18 protein-coding genes are annotated in these 23,426 nt (G+C 64.6%); 8 read left to right on the top strand and 10 right to left on the bottom strand.

All coding sequences use genetic code 11. The annotated features are described in order from the left end of the window. Window positions 1-74: 74 nt before the first annotated feature. Window positions 75-896 carry a tetratricopeptide repeat protein gene (locus X727_RS150595; protein ID WP_023669594.1) on the bottom strand — a complete coding sequence of 274 codons (822 nt, stop codon included), beginning with the start codon at window positions 894-896 and terminating at the stop codon, window positions 75-77. A 237-nt stretch (window positions 897-1,133) separates the two neighbouring features. Here X727_RS150595 and X727_RS150600 point away from each other — a divergent pair, with 237 nt between their 5' ends. The 3 genes from X727_RS150600 to X727_RS150610 all read left to right on the top strand — a co-directional run bounded on the left by X727_RS150600 (window position 1,134) and on the right by X727_RS150610 (window position 3,798). Beyond that, a complete protein-coding gene (locus tag X727_RS150600) occupies window positions 1,134-2,495 on the top strand; it encodes a leucyl aminopeptidase family protein (RefSeq protein ID WP_023834318.1) in 1,362 nt (453 codons plus the stop codon). Between the two features lie 62 nt (window positions 2,496-2,557). Next, window positions 2,558-2,908, top strand: coding sequence for a MarR family winged helix-turn-helix transcriptional regulator (locus X727_RS150605; protein ID WP_023669596.1), 351 nt, complete (start codon window positions 2,558-2,560; stop codon window positions 2,906-2,908). Between the two features lie 29 nt (window positions 2,909-2,937). After that, window positions 2,938-3,798, top strand: coding sequence for an NlpC/P60 family protein (locus tag X727_RS150610; protein ID WP_023688713.1), 861 nt, complete (start codon window positions 2,938-2,940; stop codon window positions 3,796-3,798). A gap of 141 nt (window positions 3,799-3,939) precedes the next feature. On the opposite strand, the gene X727_RS1000000169035 is transcribed toward X727_RS150610, so the two are convergent. After that, window positions 3,940-4,134, bottom strand: a complete 195-nt coding sequence (locus X727_RS1000000169035) for a hypothetical protein (RefSeq protein ID WP_245260071.1) — start codon at window positions 4,132-4,134, stop codon at window positions 3,940-3,942. On the opposite strand from X727_RS1000000169035, the gene X727_RS150615 reads away from it, so the two are divergent. Further along, on the top strand, window positions 4,042-6,546 hold the full coding sequence (locus X727_RS150615) for a ligase-associated DNA damage response DEXH box helicase (RefSeq protein WP_245262675.1): 2,505 nt from the start codon (window positions 4,042-4,044) through the stop codon (window positions 6,544-6,546). The genes X727_RS1000000169035 and X727_RS150615 overlap by 93 nt on opposite strands. After that, a complete protein-coding gene (gene pdeM, locus X727_RS150620; protein WP_023669598.1) occupies window positions 6,543-7,259 on the top strand; it encodes a ligase-associated DNA damage response endonuclease PdeM in 717 nt (238 codons plus the stop codon). Before X727_RS150615 ends, pdeM begins: the two co-directional genes overlap by 4 nt. A 4-nt stretch (window positions 7,260-7,263) precedes the next feature. On the opposite strand, the gene X727_RS150625 is transcribed toward pdeM, so the two are convergent. Next, window positions 7,264-8,235: a quinone oxidoreductase gene (locus X727_RS150625; RefSeq protein WP_023688710.1), complete on the bottom strand. Its 972-nt coding sequence runs from the start codon at window positions 8,233-8,235 to the stop codon at window positions 7,264-7,266. Between the two features lie 94 nt (window positions 8,236-8,329). Between X727_RS150625 and X727_RS150630 the strand changes: the two genes are divergently transcribed. Continuing rightward, the gene (locus tag X727_RS150630; protein ID WP_023688709.1) at window positions 8,330-9,208 is read left to right on the top strand and encodes a LysR substrate-binding domain-containing protein; all 879 of its coding nucleotides are present in this window, start codon (window positions 8,330-8,332) and stop codon (window positions 9,206-9,208) included. Window positions 9,209-9,220: 12 nt separating this feature from the next. Here X727_RS150630 and X727_RS150635 read toward each other — a convergent pair whose 3' ends face one another. From X727_RS150635 to X727_RS150645, 3 genes are read right to left on the bottom strand one after another with little or no spacing between them, the layout of a single operon-like run. After that, entirely contained in the window at window positions 9,221-10,159 is a 939-nt protein-coding gene (locus X727_RS150635) for a DmsC/YnfH family molybdoenzyme membrane anchor subunit (protein WP_023692554.1), read from the bottom strand. 3 nt (window positions 10,160-10,162) lie between these two features. Beyond that, complete coding sequence (locus tag X727_RS150640) at window positions 10,163-10,891, bottom strand: 4Fe-4S dicluster domain-containing protein (protein WP_023834317.1); 729 nt, start codon at window positions 10,889-10,891, stop codon at window positions 10,163-10,165. After that, entirely contained in the window at window positions 10,888-13,818 is a 2,931-nt protein-coding gene (locus X727_RS150645) for a molybdopterin oxidoreductase family protein (RefSeq protein WP_023834316.1), read from the bottom strand. The genes X727_RS150640 and X727_RS150645 overlap by 4 nt, the downstream gene beginning before the upstream one ends. Before the next feature lie 278 nt (window positions 13,819-14,096). On the opposite strand from X727_RS150645, the gene X727_RS150650 reads away from it, so the two are divergent. After that, complete coding sequence (locus X727_RS150650) at window positions 14,097-14,996, top strand: LysR family transcriptional regulator (RefSeq protein WP_023699495.1); 900 nt, start codon at window positions 14,097-14,099, stop codon at window positions 14,994-14,996. 4 nt (window positions 14,997-15,000) lie between these two features. Here X727_RS150650 and X727_RS150655 read toward each other — a convergent pair whose 3' ends face one another. From X727_RS150655 to X727_RS150670, 4 genes are all read right to left on the bottom strand, one after another. After that, window positions 15,001-16,257 carry an Hsp70 family protein gene (locus tag X727_RS150655; RefSeq protein WP_023699496.1) on the bottom strand — a complete coding sequence of 419 codons (1,257 nt, stop codon included), beginning with the start codon at window positions 16,255-16,257 and terminating at the stop codon, window positions 15,001-15,003. A gap of 176 nt (window positions 16,258-16,433) precedes the next feature. Beyond that, entirely contained in the window at window positions 16,434-17,225 is a 792-nt protein-coding gene (locus tag X727_RS150660; RefSeq protein WP_023834315.1) for a TIGR02186 family protein, read from the bottom strand. Beyond that, entirely contained in the window at window positions 17,225-18,148 is a 924-nt protein-coding gene (locus X727_RS150665; RefSeq protein WP_023669608.1) for a sulfite exporter TauE/SafE family protein, read from the bottom strand. Before X727_RS150665 ends, X727_RS150660 begins: the two co-directional genes overlap by 1 nt. A 193-nt stretch (window positions 18,149-18,341) precedes the next feature. Continuing rightward, a complete protein-coding gene (locus tag X727_RS150670) occupies window positions 18,342-22,343 on the bottom strand; it encodes an SEL1-like repeat protein (protein ID WP_023834314.1) in 4,002 nt (1,333 codons plus the stop codon). A gap of 478 nt (window positions 22,344-22,821) precedes the next feature. Between X727_RS150670 and X727_RS150675 the strand changes: the two genes are divergently transcribed. Further along, complete coding sequence (locus X727_RS150675) at window positions 22,822-23,280, top strand: MerR family DNA-binding transcriptional regulator (protein ID WP_023669610.1); 459 nt, start codon at window positions 22,822-22,824, stop codon at window positions 23,278-23,280. Window positions 23,281-23,426: the final 146 nt, after the last annotated feature.

Below are 23,426 nucleotides of genomic sequence, written 5' to 3'. Positions count from 1 at the left end.
CAGTGCGGCTCTTGGTTTTCAGCGTTGATGCGTGGACGGATTTGCGCTGTGCGGAGCCGGCGCCCATGCGGCGCTCAGTTGGTCGCCGGCTTTGCCTTGTCCTGATCCTTGAGCTGACTCCAGGCGTTCTGCTGGGCAAGCATCTGGCGAAGATAGGCTACATTGGCTTGCGCCTGTTCGGGTGAAAGCTCCTGCGACGCGATCTTCTCGGCCTCGTCGAAGCGGCCCTGCAGTCCCACGACCAGCGCAAGGTTCTGGCGCACCCGGCTGTCGGCATTCGGTTGCTGGGCTGCCGAGCGCATATAGGTCTCGGCGGTGCGCAGATCGCCTTCCAGCACATAGGACATACCGAGATTGGAAAGGATCGAGGGTTCGTTCGGCTTTAGGTCCAGCGCCTTGCGGTAGTTCTGGCGCGCTTCATCCTTCTGGCCAAGCTGGTCGAGAATGGCGGCCTCGGCCGACATCAGCCGCCAGTCCGGATATTCCGGCGTCTGCGCCCGGCGCACGGCGTCGAGCGCCGGCTCGAACTGGCCGTTGGCGGCCAGCGCCTTGCCGTAGGCGGCAAGCACGTCGCGATCCTTGGGGTAGGCGATCGCCAGCTTGCGCATCACGGCAAGCGACTGGTCGGCATCGCCGTCCATCTGGAGCGCCGCCGCAAAATTTGTCGCCAGCCGCTTGTCGTTGGGGTTCTTTGCGTAGGATTCGCCCAGCCGCCCGGTCGCCCCGTGCAACTCGCTGGCCGACATGGTTTCCAGCGGTTTGCCGCTGGTGCGCCCGATCGAGCCGGTCGTGAGCTTGCTGGTTCCGCACCCGGCAACACCGGCCGCCAGCGCCATCAGCAGTGCCGTGGTGACCAACCGTTTGCCCGTGACGTTCATCCTGCGGTTGGTGGGCATCGGCACGGGGCTCTCCATTCCTGCGCGTGGCCATTCACGTGGCCATCTTCATCCCCGCAGAAATATTCTGTTAACCCTAACGGACAGTTAAAAAGTGAGCCGTCGGATCGGTGAACGGCCCGCCGGAAGCCTTTGGCCTGGCAGTCCCATGCCGGCCCCTGTGCATAGATGTTGAAATCATCCGACGTCCCTGTCACTTGACTGAGGACGACCTGCAAGCCTCCCGGAGACCATCGAATGCCCGTCGAACTCATCGAGACACTAAACACTGCCCTGCCGGTCCATCTGGTCGCGAGCGATGGACTGGAGGCCTTGGGGCTTTCGCCTTCCATGACCGCATGGGCGGCCGCCAACGGCTTTTCCGGCGAAGCCGGCAGGACGCTCGCCGTCCCCGGCGACAACGGTTCCCTTGCCGGCGCCTTGTTCGGCGTCGGTGATGGCGAGGGCGCGCTGGCCGTCGGCATGCTGGCGAGAGCCTTGCCGGAAGGCGACTGGCATTTTGCCGCCGCTCCAGCCGAGCCGGAACTCGCGGCCATAGGCTTGGTGCTCGGCGGTTACGTCTTCACTCGCTACGGAAAGAAATCAGGCAAGACGCTGCGTTTTGCGCTGCCGCTCGGCGTAGATGCAGGACGTGTCCGGCGCATCGCCGACGGCGTCTTCCTGGCGCGCGACCTCGTCAACACGCCGACCAGCGACATGGGACCGGACGAGTTGGAGAAGGCCGTGCGGACCCTGGCGGCCACTCACGAGGCCGAGGTATCGGTGATCAAGGGCGATGATCTCCTGAAGCAGAATTTCCCGATGATCCATGCGGTCGGCCGGGCCTCGGTCGGAGCGCCGCGCCTGATCGACATGGTTTGGGGACCGGAAGGCGCGCCGAAGGTGACGCTGGTCGGCAAGGGTGTCTGTTTCGACACTGGCGGCCTCGACATCAAGCCGTCCTCGGGCATGCTCTTGATGAAGAAGGATATGGGCGGCGCCGCCAATGTGCTGGGCCTGGCCTCGATGATCATGGCTGCCGGGCTGAAGGTGCGGCTGCGCGTCCTGATCCCGGCGGTCGAGAATTCGATTGCCGGCAACGCTTTCCGGCCTGGAGATGTACTGACCAGCCGCAAGGGCATTACCGTCGAGATCGGCAACACCGACGCCGAAGGGCGGTTGGTGCTGGCCGACGCGCTGGCGCTGGCCGATGACGAGGAGCCGGAACTGCTGATCGACATGGCGACGCTGACCGGGGCAGCGCGTGTCGCGCTCGGGCCCGATCTGCCGCCTTTCTACACTGGCGACGAAGCGCTGGCGTCCGAACTGGCTGCGGCCTCCATGGCCGTCGAGGATCCGTTGTGGCGCATGCCGTTGTGGCGGCCCTATGACGCCAGGCTGGCGTCGAAGATCGCCGACATCAACAACGTCACCACCGACGGCTTCGCCGGTTCGGTCACCGCGGCGCTTTTCCTCAAGCGCTTTGTCGAACGGACAACGGGCTGGGCGCACTTCGACATCTTCGCCTGGAACCCGTCCGATCGCCCCTACGGACCCGCCGGCGGCGAGGCGCAAGGCATCCGTGCACTGGAGCGGGTCATTTCGAGGCGCTATGCCTGACGCCCTGAGACGGCCACCAAAACTGAAACGGAACCGAAACAATTTGCCGTCATGCTCGGGCGATGTCGATTTCGATGCGTCCGAGCCAGGCGATGCGGCTGTGGCAGCAGGTGATGCTGTCGCAGGTGCGCGCCGGCGCGCCAGATCTCACCATGCGCCAGACGGCGATCCTGTTCACCATCTATCTCGACCCGCCGCCGCACACGGTGCGCGGTCTAGCCGCCCGCCTCAATGTTACCAAGCCGGTTATCACCCGCGCCCTCGACACGATGGGTGCGCTGAAACTGGTGTCACGCCATCGCGACGAGCTCGACAAGCGCAATGTGCTGATCCGGCGCACGGTCGAAGGCGCGCTCTTTGTCGAGCGCTTCGGGGATGGTATCGTTGCCAGGGCTCATGAACTGCCCATCTGATCAATCCATGAATTAGAACGAGTACCGATTTGACTGCCAGGGATGCCCGCCTCCACGCCTTCCGTTCCGACCTCGCCGATGCAAGGCTGAAAGGGGAGGTTTCGGCCGATCGCTTCGTCACCGGCCGTCGGGCTCGGATCACGGCCTCCGTGGCTGACGTGCGCAAGGCACCGCGCCCGGATGCCGGCGTCAACACGCAGGTACTGTTCGGCGACGATGTGCTTGTCTTCGAGGAAGCCGAGGGATGGGCCTGGGTCCAGGCCGAACGTGACGGCTATGTCGGCTACGTCGGCGCCACCATGCTGGGCGCACCCGAGCATGCGCCAACCCACATCGTCACGGCGCCGCGCACTTTTCTCTATCCAGGCCCGGATCTGCGCTTTCCGATCAGCGGGCAATTGTCGATGGGCTCGACGGTGACGGTGAGGGGCGCTGCCGAAACGCGCGGCACGCACTATGCGCTGTTGCCTTCCGGCGAGGCGCTGATCGCCGGCCATGTGCGCCCGGTCAGCGATATCGCCGCCGACTATGTCTCGGTCGCCGAGATGTTTATCGGCACGCCCTATCTCTGGGGCGGCACCTCCGGCTTCGGCATCGACTGTTCTGGCCTCGTGCAACTGGCCATGCGCATGGCCGGCCGCAATGTGCTTCGAGATTCCGACATGCAGGCGGCAGGCCTGGGCGAGCCGCTCGATCCGGGATCCGATTATGCCGGGCTAAAACGCGGTGACCTCGTGTTCTGGAAGGGGCATGTCGCCGTTATGGCCGACGCCGAGACCATGATCCACGCCAACGGCCACACCATGCTGGTCTCGCGCGAAGGGCTGAAGGATGCGGTTGATCGGATTGGGTATCTCTATGGCGGGCCGACTGGGTTTCGGCGGCCTTAGCGCCTCTTCCTTCGCCCCGTTCACGGGGAGAAGGTGCCCGAAGGGCGGATGAGGGGCGGCGCCAGCGATTGAAAGCTCGCGCTGTCCCTCACGTGCCTGCCGGCATCCTCTCCCCGTACGGGGTGAGGGCAACTCACCCGATCACCTTTTGTTCCGATTTTCCTTGGCGATCGCGCGACGTCGCGCTACCTCTTTCGCGTGACCGAGCAGCCGCGCCTTGCCAAACAAAATGCCGCCGTCCTTCTGCCCGAGCCATTCATCAGATGGTTTGGCGAAAAAGGCTGGTCGCCGCGCGCTCACCAGATCGAGCTGCTGGCGAAGGCTCAAGCCGGGCAATCGGTGCTCTTGATCGCACCGACCGGCGCCGGCAAGACACTGGCCGGCTTCTTGCCATCGTTGACCGAACTGGCCAACCGCCCCAGACGCAAAGCCGGTATGGCACGGCGCGGCATCCATACGCTCTACATCTCGCCGCTGAAGGCGCTGGCCGTCGACATCGAGCGCAACCTCGGCAAGCCGGTGGAGGAGATCGGCCTGCCCGTCACCATCGAGACGCGCACCGGCGACACGCCTTCCCACAAGCGGCAGCGCCAGAAGCTGGCGCCGCCCGATATCCTGCTCACCACGCCCGAGCAATTGGCGCTGCTGATTGCGGCCGGCGATGCCGGGCGCTTCTTCGAGGATCTGCGCTATGTCGTGCTCGACGAGTTGCATTCGCTGGTGACATCGAAACGCGGCCATCTGCTGGCGCTCGGGCTGGCGCGGCTGCGCAGCATCGTGCCCGGCCTGCAGACGATCGGTCTGTCGGCAACGGTGGCCGAGCCCGACGAGTTGCGGCGCTGGCTGGTGAGCCAGAATCCGCCCAAAGGCCTGGCAAGTCCCGATATGTCTGAGCTCATCGTCGTAACCGGCGGCGCGAAGCCCGAAATCTCGATCCTCGATTCGGAAGAGCGCGTGCCATGGGCCGGCCATTCGGCGCGCTATGCGACGCCGGAAATCTACCGCGAGATCAAGCGCCACAAGACCACCCTGCTGTTCGTCAACACCCGCAGCCAGGCCGAGCTGCTGTTTCAGGAATTGTGGCGGGTCAACGAGGATACCTTGCCGATCGCGCTGCATCACGGCTCGCTCGATGTCACCCAGCGCCGCCGCGTCGAGAAGGCGATGGGAGACAATGCCTTACGTGCCATCGTTGCCACCTCGACGCTCGATCTCGGCATCGATTGGGGCGACGTCGATCTGGTCGTGCATGTCGGGGCGCCCAAGGGCGCCAGCCGGCTGGCGCAGCGCATCGGCCGTGCCAACCACCGCATGGACGAGCCGTCGAAGGCGATCCTCATCCCGGCCAATCGTTTCGAGGTGCTGGAGTGCCGGGCAGCGCTGGACGCCAACTATCTGGGCGCCCAGGATACGCCGCCGCTGGTCAATGGCGGGCTCGATGTGCTGGCCCAGCATGTGCTGGGCTGCGCCTGCGGAGCGCCGTTTCGCGCCGACGATCTCTACGAGGAAGTGCTGACAGCAGCGCCCTATGCCAGCCTCGACCGGCCGACATTCGACCGCGTCATCGATTTCGTCGCCACCGGCGGCTACGCACTGAAGAACTACGAGCGCTACGCCCGCATCCGCCTCAACAAGGACGGCATGTGGCGGGTCTCCAATCCCCGCGTCGCGCAGCAATATCGGCTGAACGTCGGCACCATCATCGAGGTGCCGGCGCTCAATGTGCGTTACGTCAAGGCCGGCAGCAAAGGCTCGGCTTCGCACGGCGGCCGGGCTCTGGGCAAGATCGAGGAGGCCTTCCTCGAAACGCTGACGCATGGCGACACCTTCATGTTTGCCGGCAAAGTGCTGCGCTTCGAAGGCATCCGCGAGAACGAATGCTTCGTCTCGAATGCGCCGGGAAGCGACGCCAAGGTTCCTTATTATGGCGGCGGCAAATTTCCGCTTTCGACTTACCTCGCCGAGCAGGTGCGCGCCATGCTGGACGACCCGCAGCGCTGGAAGAAGCTGCCCGAGCAGGTATCGGACTGGCTGCGGTTCCAGGCCGACAAATCGGAATTGCCCAAACGCGACGACCTCTTGATCGAGACCTTTCCGCGCGGCAACCGTCACTATCTCGTCGCTTATCCTTTCGAGGGCAGGCTGGCGCACCAGACGCTCGGCATGCTGCTCACCCGCCGGCTGGACAGGGCCGGCGCCAGGCCGCTTGGCTTCGTCGCCACCGACTACGCATTGGCCATCTGGTCGCTGGGCGATATGGGCGCGATGTTCAAATCGCGGAAACCTTCGCTTGGCGCTCTGTTCGACCAGGACATGCTGGGCGACGACCTCGAGGCTTGGCTGGCCGACAGCTGGCTGCTCAAGCGCACCTTCCGCAACTGCGCGCTGATTTCAGGCCTGATCGAGAAACGTCACCCCGGCCAGGAGAAAAGCGGCCGCCAGGTCACCGTCTCGACCGATCTGATCTATGACGTGCTGCGCAGCCATGAGCCCGACCACATCCTGCTGCAGGCGACGCGCGCCGACGCGGCGACCGGTCTGCTCGATGTCAGCAGACTTGCCGACATGCTCTCGCGTATCCAGGGTCGAATCGTGCATAAGGCACTCGAACAGATATCGCCGCTGGCCGTGCCGATCATGCTCGAAATCGGCAAGATGCCGGTGAACGGCGAGGCCGACGAAACGCTGCTGATGGATGCCGCGACTTTGGTCGAGGAAGCCATGGGTCCTGGGATGGTTGAGGAATGAATTTTTCGCTGGCGCGGGCATCGCTGATCGCCGAGGCCGACTTTGTCGGCATCGCGGGCGAGCGCGCGGTCTGTGATTCGCGCGGCGTGCTCTATTTCCCCGATCTGAGGCTGCTCGCGGTCTCCGACCTGCATCTGGAAAAGGGCTCGTCCTTCGCCAGGCGCGGCGCACTGATCCCGCCCTACGATACCGGCGCCACTCTGCTCCGGCTGCAGGCGGTAATCGCGGACTATCAGCCGGCCATCGTCATCAGCCTGGGCGACTCCTTCCACGACGGCGGCGGCGCCGAGCGCATGCATCAAACCTTCCGCGATCGGCTGGAAGCATTGATGGCCGGCCGCGACTGGTTCTGGGTCGCCGGCAACCATGACCCGGAAGCGCCGGCGGATTTGCCCGGCGAGACGGTGCGCGAACTCGCCATCGGCTCGCTGCTGTTCCGCCACGAGCCGTCGAAGATAAGAACCGAGGGCGAAGTTGCCGGCCATCTTCACCCTTGCGCCCGCATCGTCCAGCAGGGCCGCTCGGTGCGGCGGCGCTGCTTTGCCGGCGATGGCGGCCGCATGATCATGCCGGCCTTCGGCGCTTATACCGGCTCGCTCAACGTGCTCGACCGCGCCTATGCCGGCCTGTTCCGCCGCGAGACGTTGATAGCTTATATGATGGGCGCCGCGCGCATCTTCGCCATTTCCGGTTCGATGCTGCGGCCGGGCTGAGTTTCTACGGTATAAGCACGGTTGCGCCTGTCGTCTGCCGTGCTTCGAGCCGGCGGTGCGCCTCCGCCACTTCGGCAAGCGGCATGCTTGTGTGCACCGGGATTTTCACTGCGCCGCTGAGGACGACGCTGAACAGATCCTCGCTCATGGCGACGACGTCCTCACGCCTGGCGAGATGATGGAACAGCAACTGCCAGGTGGCGAACAGCGAACCCTTTTGCATCAAAAGCATGATGTCGAATGGCGGGATCGACCCCGACGCTGTGCCGTAGCTGACGAAGGTGCCGAACGGCCGCAGGCAGTCGAGCGAGGCGGGGAAGGTCGCGTTGCCGACGCCGTCATAGACGACGTGGCAGCCTTCGCCGTTGGTGACCTCTTTCACCCGTGCGGCGAAATTCTCTTTGCTGTAGTCGATGACATGGTCGCAGCCATTGGCGCGCGCAAGTTCGGCCTTTTCGGGTGAACCGACCGTGCCGATGACGGTCGCGCCGAGATGTTTGGCCCATTGCGTCAGGATGAGGCCGACGCCGCCCGCCGCGGCATGCACCAGGATGGTATGGCCCGCCTCGACGCGAAACGTGCGGCGCAGCAGATATTGCGCCGTCAGCCCTTTCAGCATCATCGCCGCACCTGTCTCGAAATCGATGGCGTCGGGCAGATGCACGACGAAATGCGCGGGCACGATGCGTTCTTCGGCATAGGCGCCGAGCGTCTCGACATAGGCGACTCGGTCGCCAGGCGCGAAGCCGCTGACGCCTTCACCGACGGCGACGATTTCGCCGGCGCCTTCATTGCCGGGAATGAATGGCAGAGCGGGCGGCGCGTATTCGCCGGTGCGAAAATAGATGTCGACGAAGTTGAGGCCGACCGCCCGGTTGCGCACGCGCACGTCGCCCGGTCCGGGCTGGCCGATGTCGACATCTTCGTAGGCGAGCATATCTGGCCCGCCATGGCGGTGAACACGGATCGCTTTCATGGTTTTCTTCCCTGCGCTGTTCTCTTGAGTGTGAGATAGCGCGTGGCGAGATATCATTGTAGACTGATACCTATGACATCAGAGTTCAAACAAAATGATATCTGAGCAGATCGGCCTCGACCTTCTCCGCACCTATGTCGCGGTCTGCCGGCAAGGTAGCCTGAGCAGGGTCGCCGCGCAGACCGGCAAGACCCAATCGGCGATGAGCATGCAGATGCGCCGGCTGGAGGGCCTGCTCCAACGGCACTTGTTCCAGCGCACCGGCCGCGGTGTCGTACCGACTGCGGCGGGAGAGCTCTTTCTGGGATACGCGACCCGCATCCTCGCTCTCGGCGACGAAGCGGTGGCGCGTCTGCAGCAGGCTAGCATTGGCGGCGGCGTGCGTATTGGTCTTGCCGAAGAGGTCACCACGGCCGCGCTTTCGGCCGCGCTTGGGCGGCTGCATCGCACCTATCCCGACATCAGCCTCGACGCGATGGTCGAGCACAGCGTCGCGCTGGGACGGCTGTGGAGCGAGGATGCGCTGGATGTCATGATTGCCCCGACATCCGTCGTCGCGGCCGATGCCGTGACGACATGGAACGTCGAACTGCAGTGGGTCTGCGCCCAGGACTATGTGCTGGACCATGACCGGCCACTCGATCTCGCCGCCTTCGGCGCAACCTGCCCTTGGCGCAGGCGGATGATCGAGGCGCTGGTCGCCGCCGGCCGGGAGCACCGGATCGTCCTGTCGTGCCAGAGCGTCACCGGCCTTCAGGCCGCGATCGAGAACGGACTGGGCGTTGGACTGCTTCCGCCCGAATCCGTGCGCACTGCTTCGATGCGGGTGCTGAAGACGTCAGCCGGCCTGCCCGAGCCGCTCACGGTCCAATACGGCCTTTACGCGCACGACCGCAGGACAGCTGTAATCGATGCCGCGATCGAAATCCTGCTTAAGGATTTGCCGGCGGCGCCACGAGCACGGGCCGCCTGACGGCGGGACGCTCTACCGGCCGTAATAGAGGGTGACGGTGTGCTTGGCCTCGGCGAAGAACAGCCAGCGCTCGACCAGCATGCCGGCGAACTGGACGGTTGCCGCAAGCACCGACAGCACCGCTGCGAATGGCCAGGGCAAAGCGAATAAGACAGAAAGCAGCAGCAGGGCAGGCAAGGCGAAAGCCAGCAACTGCGTGATCAGCCGCAGCTTTGCACCGTGCTTGCGGGCGATGCGAAAGCCCATTTCCTTGAGCAGGTAGTTCTCCTCGGTGTGCGGCCATTCCAGCGAGCGCACCGTCCCTCCGGCGAGGCCTGTCGCCGTGTTGGCGGTGGTCGCGATCTCCAGCGCGTCATTGTATCGCCACGTCGCCAGCTTCCAGCCCCAGCCGAGCAAGGTCAGCAGCAGGGCGGCTACCGCAACGGCGGTCGGGCTGATGGCGAAAGCCTGCAGCAGCGCGTTCAACAGCACGCTGCCGGTCATCGCCGAAAAGATGAGATAGCCCGGCAGCGTATACGGGCTATGCCACTGCGCGATCGGCTTCAGCGAGGCATAGATCATGCCGGTGGTGCAGACGGTGACGATTGCGCCGATAGTTGCGAGAAACCCGGCGATGGCCATCCAGCCTCCGGTGCGGCCAAAAAACACCCAGCCGATGCCGAACAGCCCGGCGGGAATGAAGGTCGCGACCGACGATACACCCTCGCGTGACAGCCAGGAGCTACGCCATTGCGAAAAGGCGCGCCAGGCGCGTTCGGGCCGGCCAAGATGGCCGGTCGACGACAAAAGGCCGGCAGCAATCAGGCCAAGCGCCAGCCCCATGCCGATAAGGCCGGGCCAGAAATGGGCCGGGATAAAACCCAGTCCGCCAAGCACGCCAAGCAGCGCCAGCAGTCCGTAGCCCGCTCCTGTGGCAGTTGTGAAGAAGACGACGGAAAAGGCTGGATGCATTGGTCAGTTCGAAAGCATGCGGTCGATCCAGCCGAGAAAACCGCCTTCGGCCGTGACTGGCTCGAGCCTTGGCGCCGGCACCGATGCGGCGCGCTGGGCGCGCGGCGGCAGATATTTGTTGGTCGGTTTGTAGCCCATCTCCGGCATCAGGTCGACGCCGCGACGCTCCGCCACCAGTTGCGAGACAGCCGACGAGGGATCGCCGAGATCGCCGAAATGCCGGGCGCTGGTCGGGCAGGCGGCAACGCAGGCCGGCACGCGGTCTTCCTCGGCCAGATTGTCATTGTAGATGCGATCGACGCAAAGCGTGCATTTCTTCATCACGCCGACATCGGTGTCGAATTCGCGCGCGCCATAGGGGCACGCCCAGCTGCACAGTTTGCAGCCGATGCATTTGCTTTCGTCGATCAGCACGATGCCGTCCGACGCCCGCTTGTAGGACGCGCCGGTCGGGCAGACAGTGACGCAGGCAGGCGTCTCGCAATGCAGACAGGAGCGCGGAAAGTTGACCGTGCGCCCGCCCGCCTCGGTCGTGTGCTCGTAGCTGTGCACGCGGTTGAACCAGACGCCGTCGACATGGCCGCCATAGGGGTCGATGTCGGTCAGTGGCGCCATGTGGCCGCCGGTGTTCCACTCCTTGCAGGCGGTGACGCAGGCCTGGCAGCCGACGCAGGTGTCGAGGTCGATGACCAGGCCAAGCTTCTTGTCTGTATGGGCGGGAAGGCAGGTCATTCCACAGCTTCCCTATGGACGCGGAACTCGGCGCCGAAGCGAAGGATGTCGGGCGATGGCTCGACATTTGGCGGCTGGCTGAAGCGCTCGAATTGCGGCTCGGTGAAGCCGGCTTCTTCGGAGGCGCATTTGACGATGCGAACCCTGAGATCGAACCACGCCGCCTGGCCGGTGACCGGATCGGAATTAGAATAGCGTTTACCGTTCGCATCGGCCGAGGTCTGGTCGCCGATGATGTGGTTGAGCAGGAAGCCGCGATTGCTCTCGGCGGCGTTGTCCTTCAGCCCCCAGGCGCCGCGCCTTTTGCCGATGGCGTTCCATGTCCAGACCGTATCCGCATTGACGCCGTCGACCAGCTTGATCTGCCCCTTCACCCGGCCGTTGATGCTTTCGATCCACACCCAGTCGTCGTCGGCCAGGTCGAGAACTGCCGCGGTCTTGTGGTGCACGAACAGGCGGTTCTGGCTGGTGATTTGCCGCAGCCACGCATTCTGCGAGCCCCAGGAATGATACATGTGCATAGGCCGCTGCGTCAGCGCATGCAGCGGGTATTTCTGCGGATCGACCGCGGCCTCTCCGAACGGCGTAAACCAGAACGGCAGCGGATCCATATAGGTCTCGATGCGCTGGCGTTCGCTCTCGGGCGGCTGGACGCGACCATGACCGCGCGCGGCGAGGCGAAAGCGCTGCATCGGTTCGCAATAGAGCTGGAACACGATCGGCTCGGCCTTGGGGATGAACCCCATCTGCTCCGCGAAGTCGAGATAGGAGCGGTTGGCCATCTTGTAATAGCGCTGGTCCTCAGCAAAGTCCTGGTGCCAGAAGCCGCCATTGTCGATGTAGCGCTGCAGCTGGTTTGGGTTGACCTCGCCCTTGCCTGCAGACGTGCCGTCCTTGCCGCGCCAGCCTGCGAGCGGGCCGATGCCTGGCGTGCGCTCGTGATTGACGATGTAGTCGGCATAGTCGCGGTATTTCGCCACCCCATCGTCGTTGACGAAGCAGGGCAGGCCGAGCCGGGCGCCGAGTTCGATCAATACTGACTGGAACGGCCTGACGTCGCGGTTGGGTTCGACGACGGGATGGCGGATGGCATCGCCTGGTCCGTCGGCATGGCTGATAGGCCGGTCGAGCAGGCTGATGCAGTCGTGACGTTCGAGATAGGTGGTGTCGGGCAGCACCAGATCGGCGAACGGCACTGTCTCGGAATAATAGGCGTCGGAATAGATGATGAAGGGGATCTTGTAGTTACCCGCTTCGTCATGGTCGGTGAGCATGGCAATGGTCTCGACGGTGTTCATCGAGGAATTCCAAGCCATGTTCGACATGTACATCATCAGCGTGTCGATCGGGTACGGGTCACCGGCCCACGCATTTCGGATGACCGTATGCATCAGCCCATGCGCGGCGAGCGGCGCATCCCAGGAATAAGCCTTGTCGATGCGCAAAGGCGTGCCGGCCTCGTCGACCAGGAGATCGTCCGGCCCGCAGACGAAGCCGAGCGGCATGCCGTCGAGCGGCGTCATCGGCCTGACCACCTTGCCGGCCGGCTTCGGTCCCGGCGGCGCCGAGCGCGGGTAGGGGGGCTTGAAACGGAAGCCACCGGGCACGTCCACCGTGCCGAGCAGCACCTGCAGCAGGTGGATGGCACGGCAGGAGTGAAAGCCGTTGGAGTGGGCCGAGATGCCGCGCATGGCATGCATCGACACCGGCCGTCCCTTGATCGTCTCGTGCCGCCGTCCGGCCCAGTCGGTCCACGCAACCGGCAGTTCGATCGTCTGTTCGAAGGCGACGTGGGCGAGTTCGGCAGCGATCCGGCGGATGGTGTCGGCCGGAATGCCGCATCGTGCCGCGACCGCATCGGGTGCGTAGCTGTCGTCCATGTAGCGGTCGGCGATAAGCCGGAACACCGGCACGCAACGGCGGCCGGCGAACGTGAAGCTGCCGGTCAGCGCCGGTTTCGCATCCGCATCGGCTGCGTTGACGGTTGTCTTCGCCACTCTGTCCCAGGCGAGAAGATTGTTGTCGCTGTCGCGCAGGAACAGCCCGTCGTCCGCCGCACCCGGCTCCTGGACGACCAGCACATGGGCGTTGGTGTAGCGCAGCAAATAATCGAGATCGACGCGGCCTGCCTTCAGCAGTTCATGGATTAGGGCGAAGACGAAGAGGCCGTCGGTGCCGGGCCGGATCCCGATCCAGTCGTCGGCAATGGCGTTGTAGCCGGTGCGACAGGGGTTGATCGACACCACCTTGGCGCCGCGCGCCTTGAGTTTACCCAAGCCGATCTTGATCGGGTTGGAATCATGGTCCTCGGCGACGCCGAACAGCATGAAGTATTTCGTATTGTCCCAGTCCGGCTCGCCGAACTCCCAGAACGAGCCGCCGATCGTGTAGAGCCCGCCGGCCGCCATGTTGACCGAGCAGAAGCCGCCATGGGCGGCGAAGTTCGGCGTGCCGAACTGGCTCGCCCACCAGCCGGTCAGCGACTGCGACTGGTCGCGCCCGGTGAAGAAGGCGAGCTTTTTCGGATCGGTCCGGCGGATATGCGATAGCCGCCCGGTCGCAATCGAAAACGCTTCCTCCCACTCGATCTCGCGGAATTCGCCCGAGCCGCGCAGGCCGCTGCGCAACAGCGGCTTCTTCAGCCGCGCCGGGCTGTAGTGCTGCATGATGCCGGAGCTGCCCTTGCCGCAGATCACGCCGCGGTTAACCGGATGGGCCTTGTTGCCGTTGATGTAGCGCACCTTGCCGTCCTTGATGTGGACGTCGATGCCGCACCGGCAGGCGCACATATAACAGGTGGTCTTGGCGATGCTGTCGGAGATAGCGGGCGAGGTGTCGACGCCGTCGCCTTCATCAGGCGCGCGTGTATCGCCAAGCGGCCGTTGCGACGGTGCGGAATTGGCTCCGCGCGGCGCAGCTGGGTTCATGATGCCGGCGTGCTTTTGCTACCTGCGAATTTGGCCCGCGTCTTCGGTCCGGGGCCACGCATATAGTGTTCTTCAGGATGATATCGATCGCCGGCCAGCCGCCGCCTGAGGCCACGGGTCCAATGCGCAAACAGGGATCTGAACCGCCCGATCATTTTGTTGGCCGCGATTTGTTGGCGAATTCTTTCTAACTTCGACTGAAAAAGTAGAATAAAGCTATCGATCCGTCTAATCAGTTGTTCTTGTAAATTCGATCGGAATTGGTTCTTAATGCACACATGACGCTGGACCAGTTGCGCATTTTCGTTGCCGTTGCCGAACGCGGCCATATGACCAAGGCGGCGGAGCTTTTGGGCATCTCCCAGTCGGCGGCGTCGGCGGCCATCCGCGCTTTGGAAGAGCAGCATGGCGTTCATCTGTTCAACCGTGTCGGCCGCAACATCGAGCTGGCTCAGACCGGCCACCGTTTCCTGCCCGAGGCCAAGGCGGTGCTGGAACGCGCCGCCGCCGCCCGAAATGTGCTGGAGCATGTCTCGCAGACGGTCGCCGGCAGCCTGTCGATCGCCGCCAGCCTGACCATCGCCAGCTACTGGCTGCCGCGCAGGCTGGCCTCTTTCCATGAAGCCTACCCGGCGGTGCGCTTAAGCGTCAGCATCGGCAACACCAGGCAGGTCGAGGCCAATGTGCTCGACGGCACCGCCGATCTCGGTCTGGTCGAGGGGCGCACCGAGTCAGACATCCTCCGCCGCACCAAGGTCGACGTCGACAGGTTGATGCTGGTCGTCGCCGCCTCGCATCCCGAAATCGCCGAGATCGCGCCGGGCCGCCCGGATATCAGAGGGCTGCGCTGGATCATCCGTGAGGGTGGTTCGGGCACGCGCGAGGTGCTGGAGGACCTGGCCCGCCGCGAGGGGATATCGCTTGGCGACCTGCAGATATTTCTGGTGCTGCCGAGCAACGAGGCGGTTCGCCAGGCGGTCGAGGCCGGCGCCGGCGCCACCATCATCTCGGACCTCGTCGTCGGACGCGCCGTCGCCGAGGGCAGTCTCCGGTCGGTGCCGCTCGAACTGCCGAAGCGCGACTTCGCCATGATCACCCATCGCGACCGCCAGGCAAGCCTCGCCCAGATGGCGCTCAAGGCGCATCTCGGCGCTGAGGCCGTCAGCAATCCGGCGTAAGCGATCAGGCGAACTTCCGCTGTGCATCCAGCGCCAGGCCAAGGCCGACCGAACCGAACATGTCGCCCTCGATAACGGCGGCTTGCGGCACCAGCGACAGGATTTCGCGCCGTGCCAGCGGGATGGCGGTCGAGCCGCCGGTGAGGAACACGGCGGTGATGTCGGACGCTTTCACGCCAGCATCGGCAATCGTCTGCCGCACCGTAGCGGACACCCGCTCGATGTCGGCGGCGATGGTCTCTTCCAGGCCGGTCCGCGAGATCTCGGCGGCGAAATGCGCGCCAGGCAGCGCCACCGTTACATCGGCCGAAGCCTGATCCGTCAGCGCGATCTTGGCTCGTTCGACGAGGCCGGCCAGCGCATGGCCGTAACGGTGCTCGACAATATGGATGAAGCGGTCGACAAGGTCGGCGCGGACGGCCTCGAAGCGGATTTGCCTCAGATGCGTCATCGCCTTGGCAGTATAGACGAGGTTGATGCGCTGCCACGTCGCGAGATCAATGAAATAGCTCGCCGGCAGGTTGCGCTTGCCGTCTTTTGTGGGCGAGAGATAGCCGAGCTTGGGCATGACATGGGCGATGCTGAGCAGCCGGTCGAAATCGGTGCCGCCAATATGGATGCCGCGGTTGGCCAGGATATCGTCCTTGCGGTCGCGTGAGCGTGCGCGTTGCGGCGAAACGCGCACGATCGAGAAGTCGGACGTGCCGCCGCCCATGTCGACGATCAACGCCAGTTCCTCGCGCTTCACGTCCTGCTCATAGTCGAGTGCTGCCGCAATCGGTTCGAACTGGAAGGCGATGTGCTTGAAGCCTTGCGCGCGCGCCGCTTTTTCAAGCTCGCTTTGCGCCTTGGCATCGGCTTCCACATCGTCGTCGACAAATTGCACCGGCCGGCCGAGCACAACGTTCTCCACCGGAGCGCCGGCATCTTCCTCAAGCCGCTTCTTCAAATGGCCGACGAACATGCCGACAATGTCGATGAAACCGATCTGCCGGGCCTTGATCCGCGTCTTCTCATGCGCCAGCGAACTGCCGAGCACGCTCTTCAGCGACCGCATCAGCCGGCCTTCGATGGCATCGGTGTAGTCGGCAATGGCGCGGCGGCCGAAATAGGTGTGACCGTCCTCGAAGTTGAAGAAAACCGCGCTTGGCAATGTCGGCTGTCCGCCTTCCAGCGCCACCAGCCGTGCCTGGCCGTTGCGGATCACGCCCACCGTAGAATTGGACGTGCCGAAATCGATGCCGCCAAATGCCTGGTGCATTGCAGCCTCCTGTCATTGGGTCGTCGCTGTGGCAGGCGTCCGCAAGGCGCGCGCCGTCCAGAGGCCTGACCGTTCTGCCGAATGATTGTGCGTGTTACCCGAGGGTTGGGAGGCGGCGGTCTATCGCAAGACTGAGAAAAGGGGAACCCCTTTTCCCCGGAAATGGGTCCTGCGCGTCAATCCCTGCGGAAAATCAGCCTGCCGAGCCATCCCGTGATCATGGCCAGCGACACGGAGAAGACGCCGTAGAGAAAGGAGTAATCATGCGCGACGCGGAAGATCGACTGTTCGAAACCCGATTTGCGGATTTCGAGCTGGGCCGAGCTTTCCTTGAGGAACAGGCCGCTCTTGAACAGGAACGCGCGGGCTTTATGCGTTCCAACCGGGACGTTGGGCGCCAGCCGCACCGTGGCGCGAAACAGGTTCTGCGACAGGAACTGCACGCCGCCGACATTCTCGCTGTAGAGGCCGGTCGCCGCCTTGCGCTCGCGCAGCGCCACGGTGAATTCCCCGATCGTCGCCGGACTGTCGGTTACGTCGGCCGGTTGCATGTAAAGGTTGGAGGCGCCGAGCGACAGCTGCTTGTAGCTGTTGGGTTCGGTGATGTCCTGCAGCGGCCGCGTCGTGGCGACGGAGTAGGATACCGGCACGTTCTCGAAGGTCTCGGATTCCAGGTTGACCCAGACGCCGAGCACGCGGTCCTTGCGGCGCACCACCACCGGCCGCGGCGGGCCTTCGAGCACGACGATGACGTCGTAGCGCCCCTGCCGCGCGACCAGCGGGTCGGGGTTTTCCAGCGAACCGAAAATGGTCAGGTCGGCGCCGGAAAAGCCGGCGGTGATCGACACCGCGTCGGTGGAGAGACCGATCTGGATGCCTTCCGGCAAGGGGTTCGGCGATTGCGCTGCGGCCGGCAGAGCGACGGCGATAAGCAAAGCGGCGGCCGAAAAAATCCCCCACCGCGGCATCAGTTCAGGCCCGCGGCGGTCAGCGAATAGAGGTTTGGCGGCGTGACGAAGAGATCGATGGCAAGCCGGATGGCAACCGCCAGCACCAGCAGCGCCAGCAGTGCCCTGAGCTGTTCGCCGCGCAGCTTCTGTCCTGCCTTGGCGCCATATTGCGCGCCGGCGACGCCGCCCGCCATCAGCAGGAAGGCAAGCATGACGTCGACTGTCTGGTTGGTGGTGGCGTGGACCAGCGTGGTGTAGGCCGAGGTGAAAATGATCTGGAACAGCGAGGTGCCGATAACGACGTTGGTCGGCACTTTCAGGAGGTAGATCAGCGCCGGCACCATGATGAAGCCACCGCCGACACCCATGATCGACGACAGGAAGCCGATGCCGGCGCCGAGCCCCAGCACCGGAATGACGCTGACGAACAGCTTCGAGGCCCTGAAGCGCATCTTCAGCGGCAGCCGGTGGATCCAGTTGTGCTGGCCGGATTTCTTCAAGACCGGCGCCGCACCGCTGCGCGTCGCGCGCAGCGCATTGACGCTCTCGACCAGCATCAGCCCGCCGACGGTGCCAAGCAGCACGACGTAAAGCAGTGAGATAAACAAATCGAGCTGGCCGAGCCGACGCAGGAAGGCAAAGACGAAGATACCGCCGGTCGAGCCGACGATGCCGCCGGCCAGCAGCACCCCGCCGAGCTTGAAGTCGAGCGTGCCGCGCTTCATGTGCGACAGCGCGCCGGAGAAGGAGGAGGCGATAACCTGGTTGGCGCCAGTGGCAACGGCGATTGCCGGCGGGATGTTGTAGAAGATCAAGAGCGGCGTGATCAGAAAGCCGCCACCGACCCCGAACATGCCCGACAGGAAACCCACCGCCGCGCCCATTGCCAGCAGCACGAAGACGTTGACGGAAATTTCCGCGATCGGGAGATAGATGCCCACCCGTCAGTCTCGATCAGTTTGCCTGTCGGCGATTGCAGCCATTCCAGGGCATTGTCGCACCGAAAAGCCAATTCTTTCTTGCACCGCCGGGGCAGTGGGATCAAACCCCGCCGCCCTACCGAAACAAAAAACATCTCAAGCAGTTAACAGGCAAATGTATGGCAAGGGCGTCGCGTTAGCGACGCATCTGCCGTTATTTGTGCGCCAGCAGCGCCTTCACCAGCTTTTCGTCGATTTCGCCGGTCGCCTGCATCTTGTTGTCGGTCTGGAAAGCCATGATTGCGGTCTTGGTCTTGCCGCCCATCACGCCATCGGCGCCGCCGGCATCGTAGCCGTTCTTGTTGAGGATGAGCTGGATGTTCTTGACCGCCTTCTTCATGTCAACGCTGGCGGTGGTCTGCGGCGTGCCTTCCTGCCAGGATTCAGGAATGTCGGCCGAGTTGGACGCAGGGTCGAGCGGCTTCGGCTTCCACAGTTCCGTGGCGGCGCGCGCCCGCTCCAGCTGTTCGGGGCGCAGCGCAGTGGCGACTTCGTCGCGCTTTGCAGCCGCATCCTTGTCGCCGGTCTTGGCGACGAGCGCGAACCATTTGTAGGATTCCTCCAGGCTCTGCTTCATGCCGACGCCCTTTGCCGCCAGGATGCCGAGATTGAACTGGCTGTCCTTGACGCCGACATCGGCCGCCGCCTGAAACCAGTGCGCGGCCGATTCATTGTCGGTCACGCCGTCGGCGGCCATGGCAAACAGAACGGCCAGATTGTGCATGGCGCTGGCATTACCCTGCGCGGCGGCGAGCTGGTAGAAGGTCTTTGCCTTCTTGACGTCGCGCGTGACGCCGATGCCCTTCTCGTAGAAATTGCCGATGCGGTATTCCGCCGGTGCGAAGCCGAGCTCGGCCGACTTTTCGTACCATTTGGCCGCTGCCGCCATGTCTTCCTTGACGCCGCGCGATTCAGCATAGCGCGAACCGAGCTCGAACAGCGCCTTGGCGTCACCGCCGGCAGCCGCGTCGCGCAAGGCTTGCGGGCCTGCATCGGCCGGAACGTCTATCTTGGCCACGACAGGTGCTACCGCAGCATCAGCCGGCGGAACGGCGCCGGTAGTATCCGAGGCCGTCGTATCCGAGGGCGCCATGACGGCGGCCGCAGGCTGCGCGTCGGCAGCCGCCGGTTCCGCAGTGGCGGTGGTCGGCAGCATTGCATTTGGCGTGGGGGCCGGATCGGCCAAAGCCATCGGCGCTGGCGCGGGCTCCACCGCCGGCACTTCGGGCCCAGCGACCGAGGCCGCATTCATTGGCGCATCGTTGCCAGCTGCCGGTTCCGTGGGCTCCGCCTGCCTGACGATCCGGGCCGGCACGTCCTGCACGGCCACCTGCTGTTCTGCCTTGGGTTGGCTGGCAGCGTTGACCGAGGCAGTCTCGACCGGCTGCGAGGCGACGATCGGCGCTGTATCGTTGCTTGCGACCTCGACCGGGTCGGCGAAGAAGGCCTTGCCCAACTGGAGGCCGGCAAGCGCCAGCATGATCGCGACCGCTCCCATCAGAATCGGCTTGCGCCGCGCCTTGAGCAGGTCGCCGATACGAAGCGCCTTGACCGGGCCCTTCATGGTGGACTGGCGTTTCAGCGCGTCGGCCTCGGCGGCCGCGGCCTGCGCCGCGCGCCTGGCCGCGGCAATGAAGTCGGATTTCGACGCATCGCCGGAGTTTTGGCGCACCGGCGGGCCGCGCTCGTCGCGCACGCGCTTCATGATGGCGTTGAGGTCGGGCGCGCCGGAGCCCGGCTCCAACGGTCGGTTGGCGAGCTTCGGATCGAGCGGCTCGTCGAGATCGACGCTCGGCATGTCGACATTAGGCCCCGAGCCGGCAAGCGGCGGCATGTCAGCCGACTTCTTGCCCCTGAAGGCGCGCGCCAATCCTCCGAACAGCGACTTCTTGGCCGTGCCTTCGCCTTTCTCGGCAATCCTGTCGGAACCGAGCGCTGCCTGGGCAGCGGCCGCGGCAGCTTCGGCTGGCGAGCGCCGCACTGGTTCGCTGCCCATGACCGGGTCGCTACGCGTACCCAGGTCGCTACGCGTACCCGGGTCGCTGCGCATATCCGGCTCGCTGCGCATGATGGCGGCGGCGCGACCGTCGAGATCGGCCATGTCTCCGGTCAGCGGCAGCGGCTGGTCGATATCCATCGACGGCGCGTCCTGCACCGAAATCTTGGAGGCGCGTGCAGCGCGGGCCCGCCGCGCCGGCTCGGCCTGGGCATCCAGAAGCTCGCTCACCGCCTCGGCCGGTTCGCTGGTCTCCAGCGAGCCCAGACGATCGACGATCTTGAGCAGCGTGTCGTGGATCGCCTCGAATGTCCGTGAATTGCGCTCGTCCGAACGGCGCGTCAGCGCTTCCAGCGTCTTCAGATCCTGGGCAAGGCCGGTAACGGCCGCGGTGTTGGCGTTCGAATCTGCCAGCGAGCGCACGGCGCTCTCGGCTGCTTCGCGTGCCGCGCCCATGATGGATTCGCGGGTTCCGGCCAGCGACTTCTCGATTTCGTTGAGGCGCGGGCTGATGTCCTCGAATTCCGGCAGCGGCGTGCCGGGCTTCGACAGATGCGCCGATAGGCCGGAGACCTGCGCCTCGAGGCTGCGGATCAGTGCCGGATCGATGCCGGCGACCTGCGCGGCCGACGATTCCAGCCGGCTTGAAATGTCTTCGAGCCGGCTTTCCAGGCCGCGGATCGCCGCCTCGTTGGCAGGATCGGGAATGCGCGTCTCCATGCGTTGGGCGAGCGCGGTGAAGCGTGCGTCGATGGCGTCCATGATGCCGGCGCTGTCAGCCTGCGGCTGGCGCTGGTCCAGCCGGTCGGCAACCTCGTCCAGCCGCCGCTCGAGATCGCGAAACAGCATGTTGCCCTGTTCGATGGCGTCGCCCTGCCGGCGTTCCATCATGCCCGACAGCACGTCGAAGCGCTGTTCCAGACCCTGGAAGATATAGTCGGCGTCGGGCATGGCCGGGGCGCGGTCGATCTTGTCGGCGATCATCGCGATCTGCTTGCCGAGGCGCTCCATCGCCTGTTCCGGCAGATTGGCGCGGCCGGCAAGCTCGTCGACCCTGTTCGACAGCGTGCTGAGACGGTCGAGAACCTCGCCGCTCGGACGAACCTGCACGACTTCCTCGATCTGCTGCGCCAGCGAGGCGATCCGCTTCTCGATGCGTTCAAAGGGTTCGGGGTCGAAGGAATTGGCCTGTGCGGCGACGGTCGAGGCGACGATGGCGCGCGAAATCTCGTCGAGCCGTTCGTCGATCAGGCCAAGCGTGTCGCCGCCGCGGTTGCTCTGCTGGCTGACGAAATGATCGACGGCGCCGGCAAGCGTGCGGACCTTTTCTTCCATCGAGCGCAGCGACAGCGATTCCGGCAGATTGTGGACCGCATTGCTGATCTGTTCGAGCCGGTCGGTCAGGGCCGAAAATCCGGGGCCGTCGGCGCGGTTGCGCTGGTCGGCGTCGACACGGTCCTCGAACGCGCTCCAGCGGCGGTCGAAATCGTCCCAGCGGCGGTCGACCTTCAGCACGCTTTCCTCGCGCGCCAATGTGTCGAGCGCCGTCTTTACCTGCTCGAGCTCGAGCCGCAGCATGTTGACGCTTCGGTCGTCGCTCTTCTCGGCCAGCGTCTGGATGGCGCCGGACAGCCGCTCGAATTCGACGCCGAGTTCGGCGCTGCCCTTGCCGGGCAAGCCGCCTGCCTGACCACCCGATTGGTTGCTCGCCTGGAAGGCCCGTTCGATGTCCTTGCGCAACGCGGCGAATTCGCGCTGCAGGCCGGCCGTCATCTGATGGCGCAGTTCCTCGCGCAGGCCACGCAATTCGCCGGCGATCTTGCCGACCACGGCGACGCTGTCTTCCTGGCCGCGCACGCGGTCGATGTCGCGCGCGATCGCCTGATAGTTCTGGTCGAAGCCGGCCGGCCCGGCGCCTTTCGGCCGCGGCGTGGGCTGCGGGTCCTCGTACCAGCGCGGCGGGGCGTAGGGCTGGGCGCTTGCGTAGCGCGGCTCTGCCGGCGGCCGGCGCGGATCGAAGCGCTCGGCGGCGTCCTCGCGCTTGCGCTCCAGCCGCTGCTCCAGCGTTTCCAGCGAGCGGTTCAATTCATCAAGTGTGGTGTTCGGCCTGCGCGGCCTGCCGGCGTTGAGTGTATCGAGATAGGACCGCTTGCTGTTCATCGATGCGTCCGTTTTTCAGAATGGCCGGCTTGCTGCCAGTTTCCCAAGTCCTTGTCGGGAACGAAGGCGGCCGCGCGGCACTGCTGCGGCGGAAGACGAGCTTCCCGGGCCAGGCCCGCTCTCCGAAAACCGTGAAAAATTCGCTACAGGATAAACACGGGTGACCGACATCCGCACATTTCACCCATCGTGGTAAACAAGGTGTTAACCAAGCTTAAGAAGTTACGGCATTGCTGAAATACAGGCGGTGCCCGTTCGGACCCGGCGCCGGGGGTGCGGCATAAGGTTTCGCAATCCCAGAACGCCCTTGCGTCATGCGGCGGCTATCGATATAGAATTGACGTAAACGTAAGAGGGGCGCCGTTCGTGCCTTTTGCGATGAATTAGTTGAAACCACGACTGGAAGCATGCCCCCGCTTCCACTCAGGCGTTGCAAGGTCCGAGACCGCGATGCCACGACAGGGGAAAGCCAGTGACTATGAAACTTGTTTCGCCCGGCGAAGCCGCGGCCAACACCAACAATATGTCTGCCGAAGCCAGTGAGGAGCTCGTGCGCATCGGCGAGATGGCCAAGAAATACGGCGTGACGCTGCGCACGCTGCGTTTCTATGAAGACAAGGGCCTGCTCAATCCAAAGCGCGATGGGGCGACGCGGCTATACACGCGTCGCGACAAGGCGCGGCTGAAGCTGATCCTCCTCGGCCGCAAGGTCGGGTTCTCGCTGCGCGACGTCAAGCAGATGATGGATCTCTACGATCCGACGGGATCCAACACCAAGCAATTGCGGCTGGCTCTCGACAAGTCGGAGAAGCAGCTTGCCCGCCTGCAGAAGCAGCGCGCGCTGATCGACGACGCCATCAACGAGTTGAGCGGCTCGATGTCGGCCGTGCGCCAGATGCTGTCCGAGCGTTCGGCCCCGGCCAGCGCCGCCAGCTGATTTCGCTCCGCAGCTCCCGGCGAAAGCTTTGAACGGAAGAGCCGCGCGGCCCGCCCGCGTGGCTCTTTTTGTTTGACCACCCTCGCTTTGCGCAAAGCCCTGCACCGCTCGTGCGACAGGCTGGCATAAGTAAATTTTGTCGCGGC

Source organism: Mesorhizobium sp. L103C105A0, assembly GCF_000502215.1.
Lineage (GTDB): Bacteria > Pseudomonadota > Alphaproteobacteria > Rhizobiales > Rhizobiaceae > Mesorhizobium.
The sequence above is the reverse complement of the archived record's forward strand: the minus strand, read 5'-3'. Positions and strand labels throughout refer to the sequence as shown.

What these genes read in the sequence shown, in the direction of transcription:
- X727_RS150595 (WP_023669594.1), bottom strand. Translation starts at nt 896, where the DNA reads ATGCCCACCAACCGCAGGATGAACGTCACGGGCAAACGGTTGGTCACC.
- X727_RS150600 (WP_023834318.1), top strand. Translation starts at nt 1,134, where the DNA reads ATGCCCGTCGAACTCATCGAGACACTAAACACTGCCCTGCCGGTCCAT.
- X727_RS150605 (WP_023669596.1), top strand. Translation starts at nt 2,558, where the DNA reads ATGTCGATTTCGATGCGTCCGAGCCAGGCGATGCGGCTGTGGCAGCAG.
- pdeM (WP_023669598.1), top strand. Translation starts at nt 6,543, where the DNA reads ATGAATTTTTCGCTGGCGCGGGCATCGCTGATCGCCGAGGCCGACTTT.
- X727_RS150625 (WP_023688710.1), bottom strand. Translation starts at nt 8,235, where the DNA reads ATGAAAGCGATCCGTGTTCACCGCCATGGCGGGCCAGATATGCTCGCC.
- X727_RS150630 (WP_023688709.1), top strand. Translation starts at nt 8,330, where the DNA reads ATGATATCTGAGCAGATCGGCCTCGACCTTCTCCGCACCTATGTCGCG.
- X727_RS150635 (WP_023692554.1), bottom strand. Translation starts at nt 10,159, where the DNA reads ATGCATCCAGCCTTTTCCGTCGTCTTCTTCACAACTGCCACAGGAGCG.
- X727_RS150640 (WP_023834317.1), bottom strand. Translation starts at nt 10,891, where the DNA reads ATGACCTGCCTTCCCGCCCATACAGACAAGAAGCTTGGCCTGGTCATC.
- X727_RS150645 (WP_023834316.1), bottom strand. Translation starts at nt 13,818, where the DNA reads ATGAACCCAGCTGCGCCGCGCGGAGCCAATTCCGCACCGTCGCAACGG.
- X727_RS150650 (WP_023699495.1), top strand. Translation starts at nt 14,097, where the DNA reads ATGACGCTGGACCAGTTGCGCATTTTCGTTGCCGTTGCCGAACGCGGC.
- X727_RS150655 (WP_023699496.1), bottom strand. Translation starts at nt 16,257, where the DNA reads ATGCACCAGGCATTTGGCGGCATCGATTTCGGCACGTCCAATTCTACG.
- X727_RS150660 (WP_023834315.1), bottom strand. Translation starts at nt 17,225, where the DNA reads ATGCCGCGGTGGGGGATTTTTTCGGCCGCCGCTTTGCTTATCGCCGTC.
- X727_RS150670 (WP_023834314.1), bottom strand. Translation starts at nt 22,343, where the DNA reads ATGAACAGCAAGCGGTCCTATCTCGATACACTCAACGCCGGCAGGCCG.
- X727_RS150675 (WP_023669610.1), top strand. Translation starts at nt 22,822, where the DNA reads ATGAAACTTGTTTCGCCCGGCGAAGCCGCGGCCAACACCAACAATATG.